We start from the raw sequence: 16,294 nt of genomic DNA on the forward strand, positions 1-16,294 counted from the left end.
CGCGGAAAGAAAACGCGTCAAAATAAAACCTTGGGAAGAAGGCGGCCATCCATCGCGCAAGGAGTGGATGGCCGCGAGTTTGAGCTCAGGGAGAGCTCGGGTTTACTTGATGTAGCCGGCGCGCTTCATCTCGCGCTCGGTGGCAGATTGCGCCGCAGCCAGCGCCGCGTCGACCGTCATCGATCCCGCAAGCGCGGCCGAGAACTGCTGCCCGACTTGCGTGCCGATGCCCTGGAATTCGGGGATCGCGGCATATTGCACGCCGACATAAGGCACCGGCTTCACGGTCGGCTTGTTCGGGTCGGCTGCGTCGATCGATGCCAGCGTCATCTTGGCGAAGGGCGCGGCTTTCACATACTCAGGATTCTGGTAGAGCGAGGTGCGCGTACCCGGCGGCACGTTGGCCCAGCCCTCCTTCGAAGCCACGAGCTTGGTGTAGTCCTTGCTCGTTGCCCAGGCGATGAACTTCTCGGCCGCATCGGCCTTCTTGGAGCCTGCGGGAATCGCCAGACTCCAGGCCCACAGCCAGTTGGCGTTCTTGCCGAGCCCTGTGTTGGGCGCCAGCGCAAAGCCGACCTGGTCCGCAACCTTCGAGTCCTTCGGGTTGGTGACGAAGGACGCCGCGACCGTCGCGTCGATCCACATCGCGCACTTGCCGGCATTGAACAGTGCGAGGTTCTCGTTAAATCCGTTCGAGCTCGCGCCGGGAGGGCCGGCGTCCTTCATCAGATTGACGTAGGTCGTGAGCGTCGTCTTCCATTCCGGCGTGTTAAACTGCGGCTCCCACTTCTCGTCGAACCAGCGCGCGCCGTATGAATTGGCCATCGCCGAGAGGAACGCCATGTTCTCGCCCCAGCCGGCCTTGCCACGCAGGCAGATGCCGTAGACGCCGGCGTTCTTGTCGGTGAGCTTCTTGGCGGCATCGATGACGAAATCCCAGGTCGGATTTTCCGGCATCTTCAGGCCGGCCTTGTCGAACAGATCGGTGCGGTACATCACCATCGAGCTCTCGCCGTAGAATGGCGCGGCATAAAGCTTGCCGTCGACGGAGACGGCGTCCTTGATCTTCGGCAGAAGGTCGGCAACGTCGTAGTCGGCGCCGAGATTAGCGAGCGGCACCAGCCAGCCCTTCTTGGCCCAGATCGGCACCTCGTAGGTGCCGATGGTCAACACGTCGAACTGACCGCCCTTGGTGGCGATATCGGTGGTGACGCGCTGGCGCAGCACGTTCTCCTCCAGCGTCACCCATTTGACCGAGATGTCCGGGTTTGCCTTGGTGAATTCGCCGGTCAGCCCCTGCATGCGGATCATGTCGCCATTGTTGACAGTGGCGATCGTCAGGGTCGTTTCGGCCATCGCGGGGACGGCAAGCAGTACGGACGCGCCGCAGACGGCGCCCAGGATGTGTTTCACGGTGTCCTCCCTCAACTCGCGTTTTGAGCATATGCCCACGCGTTGGGCGTATGTTCGGCTGAGGTGCCGCAGATGTCAAGCAGGCGCGCGTGCGTTTTGGCAAGTTATGAGTGCTGCGGTGCGGGAGGATGCGAGCTGATCCTCATCGAAGGTCGTCATCCCCGGCTTGTCCCGGGCATCCACGTTCTCAGTGCTGCAAGAAAGACGTCGATGGCCGGGTCAAGCCCGACCATGACGACGCAGAGACCTTCGCGGGACCAAACGCCTACCGCTCCAGGATCGCCCTTGCGGTGGCCTCGTCCGTGATCAGGCCGTTGATCAGGCGCCCGTTTAGGGCTGCTGCGATCGCGGACACCTTGGCCGCACCGACCGCGGCGCCGATGGTCGTGGCCTTCGCGGGCACCTCTGGCGGAATGCTGGTGAGGCGCTTGTTGGTGCCGGCCTTGAGCAATCGGCCCTTGGAATCATAGGCCCAGCCGGTGATCTCGCCGATCGCGCCCTGCCGCATCATCTCGAACAATTCATCGCGGGTGACGAAGCCGTCGATATGGACCTGCGCTCTCTGATCCATTTGGCCGATACCGACAAGACGCAGATCGGCCTTGGCGGCGACCGCCTTGACCTTCGCGATCGGCTCGATGCGAACCATCCTGTTGCGCTCGTCCTCAGACGACATCAGGAACGGCAGCGGCATCGGATAGTGCCGTGCGCCGGTGCGGTCAGCGAGCCGGCCGACGGTGTCGTAGAAGCTCGCCGAACCGTCCGCGGAGATGTTGCCGACCAGCGATACGATCTGATGGTTGGGCCGGTCGATCGGGGTGACGCGCTCGACCGCGGCGCGCACGGCCCGCCCCGTGCCGAGCGCCACGATCACGGGTGTCTCAGAGCGCAGCGTCGCATCGAGCAGATTGGCGCAACGCTCGGCAATTCCGGCGTTGGACTGCGGCGAGGCTGGATCGGCCGGCACGACCTCGCAATGGCGGAGATCAAAGCGCTCCTTCAGGCGCGCCGCCAGCTCCATGCAGGCTGCGATCGGATGTTCAAGCCGGAACGTGATCAGCCGCTCGGCGAGGCACAGTGACACCAATCGCTGCGCCGAGGCGCGCGACACCTGCAGCATTTTTGCGATCTCGTCCTGGGTGTGGCCGGCAATGAAATAGAGCCAGCCGGCGCGCGCGGCGTCGTCGAGCCTGGATTTTTCGTTCTCGGCGGCCATGCGGCCTCACGCCCCCCAGAAATCGCTCATCTGCGCGAAGACCCGATCGGCCCCGGCGGCGGACAATATAGCGCGGCCGTCGCGGCTCCGATAATGGGCACCGCCGACAAATCCCCAGACCATCATCCCGGCCGCCTTGGCGGCCTGGACGCCGCTGACACTGTCCTCGATCACCAGGGTGCGAGAAGGGCTGGCCTGCATCTTGCCGGCGGCATGGAGAAAGAGATCCGGAGCCGGCTTGCCGTACCTGACCATCTGCGCGGTGTAGAGCCGATCGCCGAAATGCGGGGCGAGACCGGTGACCTCAAGCGACAGCGAGACGCGGTCAAGGTCGCTCGACGATGCGACACAGCATGGCGTCTTCAATCTCGACAGCACGGTGCCGACGCCGGGAATCGGCTGGAGCGAGCCGGCAAACGTCTCGAGCACGCGCGCCTTCAGTCGCGGAAGGAATTCGCTCGGCAGAACCTGGCCGAGCTCGCGGTAATGCTGCTCGATCGCCCCCGTGCTGCGTCCGAGGAAGAGCTCGAGCGCCTGCTCCACGCTGAGCTGAAGGCCGAACAGCGCCAGCACCTCGGACAGGCAGCGACAGCTGAGCAGTTCGCTGTCGACGAGCACGCCGTCGCAATCGAAGATGATCAGATCGGGTTTTGGCCGGTCCAGGTCCATCCCGTCATTCGATCATATACCCAGATGATGAGCAATGGTTCAAAGCTCGGTACGCCGCGCCGGGGCAACCCGCGGCAGGACGAGCTGAAATTGCGTTCCGCCGCCCGGCTTGCTTTCAAGCCGGAGCTGCCCGCCCAACCGATCGACGACGATGCTGTGGACGATGTGCAGGCCAAGACCGCTCGCGCCATCGTGCCGGCGCGTCGTAAAGAAAGGATCAAATGCCCGCCGCTCCACGTCCGGCGCCATGCCGCAGCCGTCATCCGCAAACGAGAGCGCGATATGCTCCTGGCCGGAGGGGCCGATCGATACGTTGATGGTCCCACGCTGGCCGCCGGGGAATGCGTGGGTCATCGCATTGACGGTGAGATTGGTCAGAGCCTGGCCAAACGGCCCGGGATAGCTGTCCATCGCAAGATCCGGCATGCAGTTGACGCTGAGCGCGATGCCACGCTGTCGAAGCTGCCGCGCGAATTGCGAGAGCACCTGGCCGGTCAGTTCCCCCGCGTCAAAGCTTCGTCGACGGGACTCGGTCTGGTCGGCCGCAACCTGCTTGAACGATTGGACGCGCTCGGCGGCTCGTCCGAGATTGGTGACCAGTTGCGCCGACGCATCGTTCACCAATTCCAGAAACCCGATCAATGTCGAACGCCTGAGGTTACCGCGCGCGACGTCCGCCGCGAACTGTTCGGCCTTGCGCTGGAGCGTCGAAGCCACCGTCAGGCTGCTGCCGAGCGGAGTATTGATCTCGTGCGCGACGCCTGCGACCATACGTCCGAGCGCGGCGAGCTTTTCCGCCTCGATCAGGGAGTCCTGGATATCGCGCAAGTGCCGAAGCGCCGTTTCGGCAGCATCTCTGGCACCGCGGATTTCGCGTTCGGCCCGCTTTCGTTCGGTGATCTCCTCAGCCGCCACATTGACCGCAACGATCTCGCCATTTGGCATCCGCAGCGGATGCCAATAGGTGACCCAGGAGCGCTCATCGAGCTGATCAGCCCGCTGCCCCGCCACTTCGATGCCGATCACTGGCTCGCCCGTTACCATGATCGAACGCACGATCTGTTCGACTGACTCCGCCAACGCGGGCACGCAATCCCGCACAGTATGCCCGAGATGTCCCTCGACGGAGATACCGCAGATTTCGGTCAGGCGCTGGTTGATCAGCAGATACCGGCAGTCCGGCGACAGACAGGCGAGCCCGATCGGGGCGGTATCGTAGATCAGCTGCAACGCCGGCAATGTCGAGACCAGCATCACCTCCGATGCGGGCGATGACCTCACTGTGCTCGTCACTCAAATTCCCCGTGATCCCTTGCGCCAACTGCATGAAATTCGCGCGGGATTGGTCGTCGGTTGATCTAGATCAACAGGCCAGGCGGCGTCACAGCCATCGGCCTTCGGACGCGGCGCGGCCTTCACCGGGATTTTGAAGAAGCGACCGGCCGCGGTCGAGAGATCGCCGCCCGGTGGCGTGATCACTCCGGTCAAAACAGAACAAAGGCGCCGATCAGCAAACCCGCCGCGAAGGACATCAGTCCCAGGGTGCAGACGGAAACGATGCGCACGAGGATGCGAAGCCGCACCTCATACTCGTCGTCCGTCATTTCGTTGATGCGAGCCGCCACTGGTGCTGACCTGCCCGTGCGCTGTTCGGCAACCCTTGGATCTTAGCCCAAATCATGGTCAAGGCGAGGCATCGGTCTCGGTCGCGATGCCAATGCCGTGATGGGATTTGAGGAAAATTGGACCGTACGAGGGCGGTGCCGGAGCCCCGCCCCGCGAGCAATCTATTCCCTATCGTCGCTGGTTATAGACGTCGATGCACACAGCTCCGAGCAGCACCAGGCCCTTGATGACCTGCTGGTAGTCGATGCCGATGCCGAGGATGGACATGCCATTGTTCATCACGCCCATGATCATGGCGCCGACCACGGCACCGCCGACGCGGCCGACGCCACCATAGGCCGAAGCGCCACCGATGAAGCAGGCTGCGATGACGTCGAGCTCGAAGCCGAGGCCGGCTTTCGGCGTCGCGGTGTTGAGGCGCGCGGCGAAGACGAGACCGGCGAGCGCAGCGAGCACGCCCATGTTGACGAAGGTGAAGAAAGTCAGCCGTTCGGTCTTGATGCCCGACAGGCCTGCCGCCTTGGCGTTGCCACCAACGGCATAGATCTGGCGGCCGATCACGGTGCGGCGGGTGACGAAACCATAGAGCGCGATCAGGACGCTCATGATCACGAGCACGTTGGGCAGGCCGCGGTAAGTCGCGATCAAATAGGTGAAATAGAGCACGGCAAAGGCGAGCACGACACTCTTGCCGAGGAAGAACGCGTAGGGTTCAACCTCGATGCCGTGCGACACCTCGCGCGCGCGGCTCTTGGCGCTGGCGTAGACCAGACCGAGCGCCAGCACCGCTCCGATCAGCATCGAAGTGGGATGCAGCGTGCCGGCCTCTGGCAGCAGCTCCGGAATGAAGCCCGACGACAGCTTCTGGAAGGTCGGCGGGAACGGCCCGAGCGACTGGCCCTGCAACACGGCAAGCGCAAGGCCCTTGAACACCAGCATGCCCGCCAGCGTCACGATGAACGACGGGATCTTGAAATAAGCGACCCAATAGCCCTGCGCCGCGCCGATAGCCGCCCCGACCGCAAGACAGATCAGGAAGGCGAGCGTGTAGTCGACCTTGTATGTCACCATCAGAAGCGCGGCGACCGCACCGACGAAGCCGGCGACCGATCCGACCGACAGGTCGATATGGCCGGTGACGATCACCAGCAGCATGCCCAGCGCCATGATGACGATGTAGCTGTTCTGGAGCACCAGGTTCGTCAGGTTCAACGGCTGCAACAGCGTGCCGCTGGTCATGACCTGGAAGAACAGCATGATCGCAATCAGCGACATCAGCATGCCGTAGTTGCGCAAATTGTTCTTGATGAAGCTGCCGTGCCGGCGCTCCTCGGGCAGCGACACCGTCTTGTCGGTCATGGCTGCGATCCTCCCATCTCCGCGGCCCTGGCCGCGCCGTTTCCGTTGCTTCGTTCGTTGCGCATGATAGCGCGCATGATGTTTTCCTGTGTCGCCTCAGCGCCCGGGAACTCGCCGACGAAGGCCCCGTCGTTCATGACACAGATGCGGTCGCAGATGCCGAGCAGCTCGGGCATCTCCGAAGAGATCACCACAACGCCGCGGCCGGCCTCCGCCAGTTCGTTGATAATACAGTAAATCTCGTATTTGGCACCGACGTCGATGCCCCTTGTCGGCTCATCCAGGATCAGCACCTTGGGGTCGGTCATCAGCCATTTCGACAACACGACCTTCTGCTGGTTCCCGCCGGACAGCTGGCCGGTCTCCTGGTAGACGTCGGAGCAGCGAATCCGCATCCGGTTACGGTAATCGCTGGCGACCTTCAGCTCGGCGATGTCGTCGATCACCCGCCCCGGTGCGACCTGGTCGAGGCTTGCCAGTGTAATGTTCTTGCGCACGTCGTCGGCCAGGATCAGGCCGAGCTGCTTGCGGTCCTCGGTGACATAGGCAAGGCCGGCGTCGATGGCGGCCGCGACGGTCGGCAGCACGATCTCGTGACCCTCGAGGGCAATGCGGCCGCTGATATTGGTCCCCCAGGAGCGGCCGAACAGACTCATGGCGAACTCGGTGCGACCGGCCCCCATCAGCCCGGCAATGCCGACAACCTCGCCGCGCTTGACGCCGAAATTGACATTCTTGATCACCTGCCGATCGGGATGGATGGGGTGATAGACCGACCAGTTCGAAACCTCGAGCACCGGTTCGCCGATCTTGGCGCTGCGCTCGGGAAAACGATGGGCAAGGTCGCGATTGACCATGCTGCGGATGATGCGGTCTTCCTGGATCGGCTCGGCGCGGCAGTCGATACCGTCGACGGTGCGTCCGTCGCGCAGCACGGTGATGTGGTCGGCGACGCGGGCGACCTCGTTGAGCTTGTGCGAGATCAGGATCGAGCCGATGCCCTGCTCGCGGAACTTCATCAGGCGTTCGAGCAGTGCAGCGCTATCGGCCTCGTTCAGGCTCGCGGTCGGCTCATCCAGGATCAGCATCCGGACGCGTTTGGACAGCGCCTTGGCAATTTCGACAAGCTGCTGCTTGCCGACGCCGAGATCGGTGATCAGCGTATCCGGCGATTCCTTCAGACCGACCTGCGCGAGCAGCTCGCGCGTGCGCCGGTACACCTGGTCGCGATCGATCACGCCGAATTTTGACGGCGGATGCGAGAGAAAAATATTCTCCGCAATCGACATCAGCGGAATCAGCGCCAACTCCTGATGGATGATGATGATGCCGAGCGCCTCGGAATCGTTGATGTCGCGGAACCGGCGCTCCTGGCCCTCGAAGATAATGGTGCCTTCATAGCTGCCCGCCGGGTAGACCCCGCTCAGCACCTTCATCAAGGTTGATTTTCCGGCGCCGTTCTCGCCGACGAGGGCATGGATCTGCCCGGCTTCAACCGAGAAATTGACGTCACGCAGCGCCTGCACACCGGCAAAGCTCTTGCTGACGTTGCGCATCTCCAGCATGGCGGTCATTGCATCATTTTCCTAGATCGTCGTCGTTCCGGGGCGCCCGAAGGGCGAACCCGGAACCTCGAGATTCCGGGCACGATGCTTCGCATCGCCCCGGAATGACGGAGAAGAAGTCTTACTGAAACTGCGACTTCTTGTAGTAGCCGCTGTCAACCAGAACCTTCTCCCAATTGTCCTTGTACACCACGACGGGCTTCAGGAGATAGGATGGCACGGTCTTAACGCCGTTCTCGTAGGTCTTGGTGTCGTTGACCGTCACCTGCTTGCCGGCGAGCGCGGCGTCGACCATGTCGGCGGTCACCTTGGCGAGATCGCGGGTGTCCTTGAAGATGGTCGAATACTGATCGCCCCGCAGCATCGCCTTGATCGACGGCACTTCGGCGTCCTGTCCCGAGATGATCGGCATCGGCTGGTCGGCACTACCATAGCCTACGCCTTTCAGCGAGGAGATGATGCCGATCGAGAGGCCGTCATAGGGCGACAGCACGGCATGGACCTTCTTGTTGCCGTAGTAGGCGCTGAGCAGATTGTCCATGCGGGCCTGCGCAGTGGCACCGTCCCAGCGCAGGGTCGCGACCTTGTCCATGCCCATCTGGCCCGAGGCGACCACGAGCTTGCCGCTGTCGATATACGGCTTCAACACGCTCATCGCGCCGTTGTAGAAGAAGTAGGCATTGTTGTCGTCGGGCGAACCGCCGAACAGCTCGATGTTGAACGGACCCTTGCCCTCCTTGAGGCCAAGCCCCTTCTCGATCGATTCCGCCTGCAGCACGCCGACCTGGAAATTGTCGAAGGTCGCGTAATAGTCGACGTTCGGCGTGCCGCGGATCAAGCGGTCATAGGCGATCACGGTGATGCCTTTCGCTTTCGCCTGCTTGAGCACGTCGGACAGCGTGGTGCCGTCGATCGCGGCGATCACGAGCGCCTTGGCGCCCTTGGTCACCATGTTCTCGACCTGCGAGAGCTGGTTCGGGATGTCATCCTCGGCATATTGCAGGTCGGTGTTGTAGCCGCGCTCCTTCAGCACCTTCACCATGTTGTTGCCATCGTCGATCCAGCGCGCCGAGGACTTGGTCGGCATGGAGATGCCGACGGTTGCCTTGTCCTGCGCGGAGGCGGTGAGACCTGTAGCCATCGTTGCGGCGCCCGCCAGCGCCATCGCCAGAAATGTCGTCTTCAATTTCAACATGCTTCACTCCCTTTGGGTGTCAGACTGTTTGTTAGTGTCGTGCAGTACATCGGTAAAGGTCGGTTTCGGGTCTCCTATGCGAGCTTGACGTCGGGCTCCGCGCGACCGCGCGCGGAGGCTTGTAACACAAAAGTGCAGCCGGCCTGTGGGTCGGCGGCGCGCGCCTCTGCGTCCATGTCCTGCCAGGCCGAAGTGACCAGCAGGCGCGATAGATCAGGACCGACGAAAGCAGGGCAGCTCGCCTGCTTGGCCGGCACATGCAGCGAACGCAGGCACTCGCCTTGCGGAGAATAGACATCGACGCGGCTGGCGCCCCAACAGGCATTCCAGATCTGGCCATCGGCATCGCACACCGAGCCGTCGAGCCCGCCGACGCCGGTGTGACGCAGCAACACCTCAGGCTCGCCGCGCGGCAGGCCCGTGTCAGGATCGAGCGGCACGGCATAGAGCGCGCCGCGTGCGGTGTCGGTGAAATAGCCTGTGGCGCCGTCCGGCGAGAAGCAGATCGAGTTCGGGATGCTGATGCCCGGAAACAGCATCGAGATCTTGCCGCGGTGGAGCACGTAGATCGCCCCCAGACCTCGCTCGGCCTTGCGTCCCATCGTTCCGATCCAGAACGTTCCGGATTGATGCACGCGGCAATCGTTGGAGCGTGTCGCGGGATTGTCCGCCTCCAGCGCGCAGAACAACGTCATTGCGCCATCGGCGAGTGTGCGGACGTAACAGCCATCCTCGGCGACCACGAGCTGGCGCTCGGCATCGATTCGCCCCAGCGCGCTCGCCATCCGGCCCAGCGCGTGGATTCGGATCGCGCCGCTGCCAAGATGCGCCTGGAACAGCTTCCCCTCGCGAATGTCAAACCACCAGGCGGTGTCGGTGGCCACGTCATAGGTCGGGCCTTCACCGAGATGACATCGCTCGGTCGAGAGAATGGTCGTCGGCACCTGCTCCATCATGGCGTCCTCGCTGCGAAGCGATAGACGGTGTGATGTCGGTAGACACTGCCGGGGTCGAGGCGCGGGCTCGGAAAATCCGGCCGGTTCGGCGAGTCGGGCCACATATGCGGCTCCAGGCACAAGGCGTCCGATTGACGGATCAGCTTGCCGCCCTTGCCCGCGATCGTGCCGTCGAGATAGTTGCCGGAATAGACTTGCAGGCCGGGCTGGTCGGTGAACAGCTCCATGATCCGTCCTGAAAGCGGTGCTTCCAGCCGAGCCGCAAGCGCGAGCTTGCCATCGCGCGCGAGGCAATAAGTGTGATCATAGCCCCTGCCGTTCTGCAATTGCAGATCGCCCTCGCGGATGCGCGCACCGACGGGGTGAGCCTCGCGGAAGTCGAACGGCGTGCCGGCCACGCTGCGCGGCGGTTCCGGCAGCGGGATGGCGGTGGGATCGATAGCGAGGAAGTGGTCGGCCTTGACCGTCAGCCTGTGATCGAGGGTGGACGTGCCCGAGGTCGCGCCCTCCAGATTGAAGAAGCTGTGATTGGTGAGGTTCACGATGGTCGGCCGGTCGGTCCGTGCCTCCATGATCAGCGACAGCTCGGTCGGGCCTGTGACGCGATAGGTCAGGCGCACATCGAGCTTGCCTGGATAATTCTCCTCGCCATGCGGGCTCGTATAGGTCAGCGTGACCGCAGGGCTGGCGCCGTCATCGATCTCGGCGATGTCCCAGATCTTGCGGTCGAAACCGTCGAGGCCGCCATGCAGCGCGTTGGGGCCGTTGTTGACGGCAAGCTGGAAGGTCTCGCCGTCCAGCGAAAACCGGCCGTTGGCGATGCGGTTGGCGTAGCGGCCAACGGTGGCGCCAAAGAACTTCCGTTCAGCGAGATAGCCGGCAAAGCTGTCATGGCCGAGCACGACGTCGTCGGTGCCGCCTTTGGCATCCGGCGCGATCAGCGCCTGGATCACGGCGCCATGGGTGATGATGCGGGCCTCAAACCCGCCCTCCCCACGCAGCACGACACGATCGACACTGCGTCCATCCGGCAGTGTTCCGAACACGTCCTTTGCTATTTTCGCACCAGCCATGTCTAGTCCACAAACGGTTCGACGATAGTACGCTTGCCGAGCAGGAAAGAGTCGGCGACGAGGCGAAGCGGTGCCAGGTCGACATCGCTCGCGCCTGATGCCGCGAGCTTGACGAAGTGACGGTAGAGTTCTCGATATTCCTCATCAGGCGCGTCGGCAACAACCTTGCCGTCGACCTCCATGATCCTGCCACCACGAGACAATGTCATCCGGCCCTGATCGGTTTCCGCGACGATATCCCAGCTCTGCGGCCCGGTCTGACGAAAGTCGAACTCGGCTGTGACAGGCAGGCCGCCGATGTCGGTCAGCGTCAGGTTGGCGGCAATCGGCGACTGGCAATTGGCCGGAAAGGCAAGTTCGGCCGCGGTGACGAACACCGGCTTGGGCAATATGCGGGTCAGGATCGAGAGCGCATTGATGCCGGGATCGAACACGCCGAGCCCGCCCGGCTCCCAGATCCAGGTCTGGCCGGGATGCCAGACGCGGACATCTTCCTTCCAGATGATGTGAACCGACTTGATCCGGCGCGTTGCCAGCCATTCGCGGGCCGGCTCGACCGCCGGGGCGTGGCGCGAATGCCAGGTCGCAAACAAGGTGCGCTTTGCGTCGACCGCCATTGAGATCAACGGATCGAGCTCCGCAACGCCGATGCCTGGCGGCTTCTCCAGCATGACATGCTTGCCGGCGGCGAGCGCTGCGGCAGCCTGGGCGCGGCGCACCTGCGGCGGTGTGCAGAGCGACACCGCATCGATCTCTGGACCCTTCTCCAGCAGTTCCTCGATGGTTGCAAAATGGGGCAGGCCGGGCAGCGACGCGTTGCGGCTGGCCACGGCGGCAAGTACCGCGCCAGGCGTCGCGGCGATCGCGCCGACATGCTGGTCGCGCGCGATCTTGCCGAAGCCGACGATGGCGATACGAAGAGCTGTCACGGATGTTCTCCAGGTTCTGCAGGCGCGGCCGGTGCCGTCTCGGCCGCCGTGCCCTTATGCCGGCGCATGCCGTTGTGAATGACGAAGGCCATGGCCTCGGCCGCCGCGTCGGCGTCACCTTCTGCGATCGAATCGACGATCTTCTGGTGCCAGAGCAAGGTAATCTCGCGGTCTTCCGATCCCGCAGGTGCACTGAGCATGAATGCCGTGCGCAAGGCCGCCTCGATCACATGACCGATGGAGCGCATGAACGGATTGCCGGACGCTCTGGCCACCGCAAGGTGCAAGGCGAGGTCGGCTTCGGCAAAGTCGACGGACTCGGACGTCTCCTGCCGCATGCGGTCCATGCTGCGCCGAAGCTCGGCGATGTCTTCTTCCGAACGGCGCCTGGCCGCTAGTGCCGCCGCGCGCGGCTCGACCGCAAGACGTATCTCCGCGAGGTCGTTGAGAAAGCGCCTGTCGATGCCGGCGTCGAGATGCCAGGCCAGCACATCGGCGTCGAACATGTTCCAGGCGGCGCGCCCGCGTACAACGGTGCCAACCCGCGCCTTGGTGGTGAGCAGGCCCTTGGCGACCAGCGTTTTCACGCTCTCGCGCAACACCGGACGCGACACGCCGAACATCGCCGTCAGCTCGGCATCGCCCGGAAGCCGCACGCCTTCCGCGTACCGGCCAGCGATGATGTCGACGCCGATCGAGCGGGACACTTCCGCGTGGTTGGAATGGGCCCGTCGTGTCGGGATGACGACGATGCGCGAAATCATGAGGCTGCTCCCGCGCGCGTTGCCACTGGCCGGCGCGCCAGCGCGACCAGGCCCTGCTGAAGTGCGATGAAGGCGAACAGCAAGATGCCGGTCGCGATCTTGGTCCACCAGCTCGACAGCGTGCCGTCGAAATTGATGTAGGTCTGGATCATGCCCTGGATCAGCACGCCGAGGAAAGTGCCGATCACCGAACCCTGCCCGCCCGTGAGCAGTGTGCCGCCGATCACCACGGCAGCGATGCTGTCGAGCTCGACACCGACAGCGGAAAGCGAATAGCCGGCGCTGGTGTAGAAGGAGAACACGATCCCGGCAGTCCCTGCCAGCAGGCTCGACAGCATGTAGATCTTTATCGTCATCTTGCCGACCGCAACGCCCATCAGGCTCGCGGTCGCCCGGCCACCCCCGAGTGCATAGACATTGGCACCGAACCGGGTGAGACGCAGCAACAGGATGCCGCCGATCAGGATCACGAGCATGATGATCGCGATCGCGCTGAGCCGCCCGCCCCCGGGCATCCGCAACGCAAAGTCGGACACGGTCGAATAAACAGGCGCCGTGATCGGCACCGATTCCGTCGAGAGCAGGAAGCTGGCGCCGCGCGCCAGGAACATGCCGGCCAACGTCACGATGAAGGGCGGCAGGTCGAAAACGTGGATGACCGCTCCCATCGCCGCACCAAAGGCCGCCGAGAGCACGAGGATGGCGACGAAGGCAACCAGCGGCGGCACGCCCCAGCGTTCGATCGCCAGCGCAACGAACACAGTGGTGAAGCCGATCACCGAGCCGACCGAGAGATCTATCCCGCCGGAGATAATGACGAAGGTCATGCCGGTCGCGACGATGCCGAGGAAGGCATTGTCGGTGAGGAGATTGCCGACCACGCGGGTCGAGGCAATGTTGGGGAACTGCATCGCGCAGAGCCCAAAGCCCACGACGAGCACAATGGCCGTGATCAGGACGGGCGAGAGGCCTTTCATGGTTTCGCCCTCCGCAGCGGCGCCATGATGCCGGCAAAGCCGGACAGTTTTGGCGATTGCAGCAGCAGCACCGCGAGGACCACCACGGCCTTGACCAGCAAATTGAACTCCGGCGGATAGCCCGATAGCAGGATGCCGGTGTTCATGGTCTGGATGATCAGCGCACCCAACACGGCCAGAACGAGGCTGAAGCGGCCGCCGAACAGCGAGGTGCCGCCGATCACGACCGCGAGAATCGCGTCGAGCTCGAGCCAGAGGCCAGCATTGTTTGCATCTGCCCCCATGATGTCGGCCGCGGCGATCACGCCCGCGAGCGAGGCGCAGACGCCGCACCAGACATAGACCGCCAAGATCATCGCGCGGGTACCGACCCCGGCAAGCTCGCTCGCGCGTGCATTGCCGCCCGTCGCCTCGATCAGGAGTCCGAGTGCCGAGCCGCGGACCACCGCGCCCGTGAGGATCAGCATGCCGAGCGCAATCGCGATCGGGACCGGAACGCCGAGAATGGCACCGTTGCCGAGCCAGACCAGGTCCGGCGAGCTGAAGGTCACAATGCGCCCCTCGGTGATGAGCTGGGCAATGCCGCGCCCTGCCACCATCAGGATCAGCGTCGCCACGATCGGCTGCATGCCGAGCACGGCGACAAGAAACCCGTTCCACAATCCGCAGACGAGGCCGGCGCCGAGCGCGGCCGCCAGCACCACCGGCAGGCCGTGACTATCGGCGAGGCTTGCGGCGATCGCGCCGCAGATGGCCATCACCGCACCGACCGAGAGATCGATGCCGCGCGTTGCGATCACCAGCACCATGCCGAGCGAGAGCAACGCCACCGGCGTGCCGCGATTGAGCACGTCGATCAGGCTGCCGAACAGGCGGCCGTCCTGAAGACGCAGGTCGAAAAATTGCGGCGATACCACGCGGTCGACCGCGAGGATGACGATCAGCGCCAGGATCTGGGCAAGGCCGCGGCGCGGCAGCAGCATCGTCATGCCCGCGCCTCTTTCGCTGCGCCCTCGGCGGCGATGGCCGCGAGGATATTGGTGACGTCGATGGCCTCGCCCGCGAGCTCCTCGACATGGGCGCGATCGCGCAGCACGACTACGCGATCGGAATAGGTCACGATCTCGTCGAGCTCGGAGGAGATCACGAGGAGCGCCAGCCCGTCGTCGCAGAGCTCGCGGATCAGGCGGATGATCTCGGCGTGCGCGCCGACATCGATGCCTCGCGTAGGTTCATCCAGCACGAGGAGCCGCGGCGCCGTCGCGAGCCAGCGCGCCAGCAGCGCCTTTTGCTGATTGCCGCCGGAGAGCAGGCCCACCGGGCGCTCGGGATCGGGCGGACGGATGTCGAGCATCTTGACGTAGCGGCGGGCAATCTCGTCCTGCTCACGGCGTGACAGCGGCCGATGCAGGCCGAGCTTGGCCTGCAGCGCGAGCACGATGTTCTCGCGCACGGTGAGTTCGGCGACGATGCCGTCGGTCTTGCGCTCCTCCGGGCAATAGCCAAAGCCCTGGCGGACGCCGTCGCGCGGCGACTGCAGTCGCACGGGGGCACCCTCCACCCTCGCCTGCCCGCCATCGGGGCGCTCGGCGCCGAACACCAGCCGCGCCGTCTCGGTACGGCCCGAGCCGAGCAGTCCGGCAAGGCCGACGACCTCGCCATGGCGCAGCTCGAGATTGAACGGCGCGACATAGCCGGCCTTGCCGTAATTCTCGAAACTCGCACAGACCTCGCGCGGCCGACGGTGGCCTGCCGCCGCCCGCGCGCTGGTGGTCTCGGCGAGCTCGCGCCCGAGCATCATCCGGATCAGCTCGAGCCGGGGCAGCGAGGCCGTCTCGCGCTCGCCGACCAGGCGGCCGTTGCGCAGCACCGTGATCCGATCGGAGATCTCGTAGACCTGATCGAGGAAATGGCTGACGAAGACAATGCCGATGCCGCGCCTGGCAAGCTGGCGCATGATGCCGAAGAGGATCTCGACCTCGTGACGGTCGAGGCTCGCAGTCGGCTCGTCCAGAATCAGCACGCGTGCGGAAAGATCGACGGCGCGCGCGATCGCGGTGACATGCTGGATGGCGACCGAATAATTGCCGAGCGGCGCTGCGACATCGATGTCGAGGCCGAACTCGGTCAGCAGCGCTTCGGCGCGGCGGCGCATCTCGCCTTCGCGCACGATACCGAATCGCATCGGCTGGCGGTCGAGAAAAAGGTTCTGCGCGACCGACAGGTTCGGCAGCAGATTGACCTCCTGGTAGACGGTGGCAATGCCGGCCTCGAGCGCAGCCTTGGCCGAACGCGGCGCGACCTCGTCGCCGCCCAGCCGGACAACACCGGCATCGCGCGGGAACACGCCGGTGACGACTTTGATCAGCGTGGATTTGCCGGCGCCGTTCTCGCCGAGCAGCGCATGGATCTCGCCGGCGCGAAGCGTGAAGTCGACCTCCTGCAACGCGCGCACCGCACCAAAGCTCTTGCTGATCCCGCGCACCTCCAGGAGCGGCGGAGCAGGACCAAGGCTGTTCTCCATAACGACGTCACTCCCACCGGCGCCCGCT

General features: G+C 64.2%; 15 protein-coding genes. All 15 read right to left on the bottom strand.

The annotated features are described in order from the left end of the window. Positions 1 to 102: 102 nt before the first annotated feature. The gene (locus tag ACNJX9_RS26725) at positions 103 to 1,356 is read right to left on the bottom strand and encodes an ABC transporter substrate-binding protein (protein WP_439410135.1); all 1,254 of its coding nucleotides are present in this window, start codon (positions 1,354 to 1,356) and stop codon (positions 103 to 105) included. Between the two features lie 322 nt (positions 1,357 to 1,678). Continuing rightward, on the bottom strand, positions 1,679 to 2,629 hold the full coding sequence (locus ACNJX9_RS26730; protein ID WP_439405018.1) for a sugar-binding transcriptional regulator: 951 nt from the start codon (positions 2,627 to 2,629) through the stop codon (positions 1,679 to 1,681). Between the two features lie 6 nt (positions 2,630 to 2,635). Further along, the gene (locus ACNJX9_RS26735) at positions 2,636 to 3,298 is read right to left on the bottom strand and encodes an HAD family hydrolase (protein WP_271602163.1); all 663 of its coding nucleotides are present in this window, start codon (positions 3,296 to 3,298) and stop codon (positions 2,636 to 2,638) included. Between the two features lie 39 nt (positions 3,299 to 3,337). After that, the gene (locus ACNJX9_RS26740; protein WP_245317398.1) at positions 3,338 to 4,591 is read right to left on the bottom strand and encodes a sensor histidine kinase; all 1,254 of its coding nucleotides are present in this window, start codon (positions 4,589 to 4,591) and stop codon (positions 3,338 to 3,340) included. Between the two features lie 191 nt (positions 4,592 to 4,782). Next, entirely contained in the window at positions 4,783 to 4,923 is a 141-nt protein-coding gene (locus ACNJX9_RS26745; protein WP_157083801.1) for a hypothetical protein, read from the bottom strand. A 169-nt stretch (positions 4,924 to 5,092) separates the two neighbouring features. After that, positions 5,093 to 6,283, bottom strand: a complete 1,191-nt coding sequence (gene mmsB, locus ACNJX9_RS26750; protein WP_057758942.1) for a multiple monosaccharide ABC transporter permease — start codon at positions 6,281 to 6,283, stop codon at positions 5,093 to 5,095. Beyond that, the gene (mmsA, locus tag ACNJX9_RS26755) at positions 6,280 to 7,857 is read right to left on the bottom strand and encodes a multiple monosaccharide ABC transporter ATP-binding protein (protein WP_057758944.1); all 1,578 of its coding nucleotides are present in this window, start codon (positions 7,855 to 7,857) and stop codon (positions 6,280 to 6,282) included. The genes mmsB and mmsA overlap by 4 nt, the downstream gene beginning before the upstream one ends. Positions 7,858 to 7,969: 112 nt before the next feature. After that, positions 7,970 to 9,043 (bottom strand): multiple monosaccharide ABC transporter substrate-binding protein, encoded by a 1,074-nt coding sequence (gene chvE, locus ACNJX9_RS26760; RefSeq protein WP_057758946.1) that lies wholly within the window; start codon positions 9,041 to 9,043, stop codon positions 7,970 to 7,972. A 74-nt stretch (positions 9,044 to 9,117) separates the two neighbouring features. Continuing rightward, on the bottom strand, positions 9,118 to 9,996 hold the full coding sequence (locus tag ACNJX9_RS26765) for an SMP-30/gluconolactonase/LRE family protein (protein ID WP_439410136.1): 879 nt from the start codon (positions 9,994 to 9,996) through the stop codon (positions 9,118 to 9,120). Then, positions 9,996 to 11,072, bottom strand: a complete 1,077-nt coding sequence (locus tag ACNJX9_RS26770) for an aldose epimerase family protein (protein WP_439405019.1) — start codon at positions 11,070 to 11,072, stop codon at positions 9,996 to 9,998. Before ACNJX9_RS26770 ends, ACNJX9_RS26765 begins: the two co-directional genes overlap by 1 nt. Positions 11,073 to 11,074: 2 nt before the next feature. After that, on the bottom strand, positions 11,075 to 12,001 hold the full coding sequence (locus ACNJX9_RS26775; RefSeq protein ID WP_057758952.1) for a Gfo/Idh/MocA family protein: 927 nt from the start codon (positions 11,999 to 12,001) through the stop codon (positions 11,075 to 11,077). Beyond that, the gene (locus ACNJX9_RS26780) at positions 11,998 to 12,765 is read right to left on the bottom strand and encodes a FadR/GntR family transcriptional regulator (RefSeq protein WP_439405020.1); all 768 of its coding nucleotides are present in this window, start codon (positions 12,763 to 12,765) and stop codon (positions 11,998 to 12,000) included. Before ACNJX9_RS26780 ends, ACNJX9_RS26775 begins: the two co-directional genes overlap by 4 nt. Next, on the bottom strand, positions 12,762 to 13,742 hold the full coding sequence (yjfF, locus tag ACNJX9_RS26785; RefSeq protein ID WP_439405021.1) for a galactofuranose ABC transporter, permease protein YjfF: 981 nt from the start codon (positions 13,740 to 13,742) through the stop codon (positions 12,762 to 12,764). The genes ACNJX9_RS26780 and yjfF overlap by 4 nt, the downstream gene beginning before the upstream one ends. Beyond that, positions 13,739 to 14,731, bottom strand: a complete 993-nt coding sequence (locus ACNJX9_RS26790) for an ABC transporter permease (RefSeq protein WP_057758958.1) — start codon at positions 14,729 to 14,731, stop codon at positions 13,739 to 13,741. Before ACNJX9_RS26790 ends, yjfF begins: the two co-directional genes overlap by 4 nt. Then, a complete protein-coding gene (locus ACNJX9_RS26795) occupies positions 14,728 to 16,266 on the bottom strand; it encodes a sugar ABC transporter ATP-binding protein (RefSeq protein WP_439405022.1) in 1,539 nt (512 codons plus the stop codon). Before ACNJX9_RS26795 ends, ACNJX9_RS26790 begins: the two co-directional genes overlap by 4 nt. Between the last annotated feature and the right edge of the window lie 28 nt (positions 16,267 to 16,294).

The sequence above is a fragment of the Bradyrhizobium sp. BLXBL-03 genome, from assembly GCF_051853015.1.
In the GTDB taxonomy this organism is placed as follows: domain Bacteria; phylum Pseudomonadota; class Alphaproteobacteria; order Rhizobiales; family Xanthobacteraceae; genus Bradyrhizobium; species Bradyrhizobium manausense.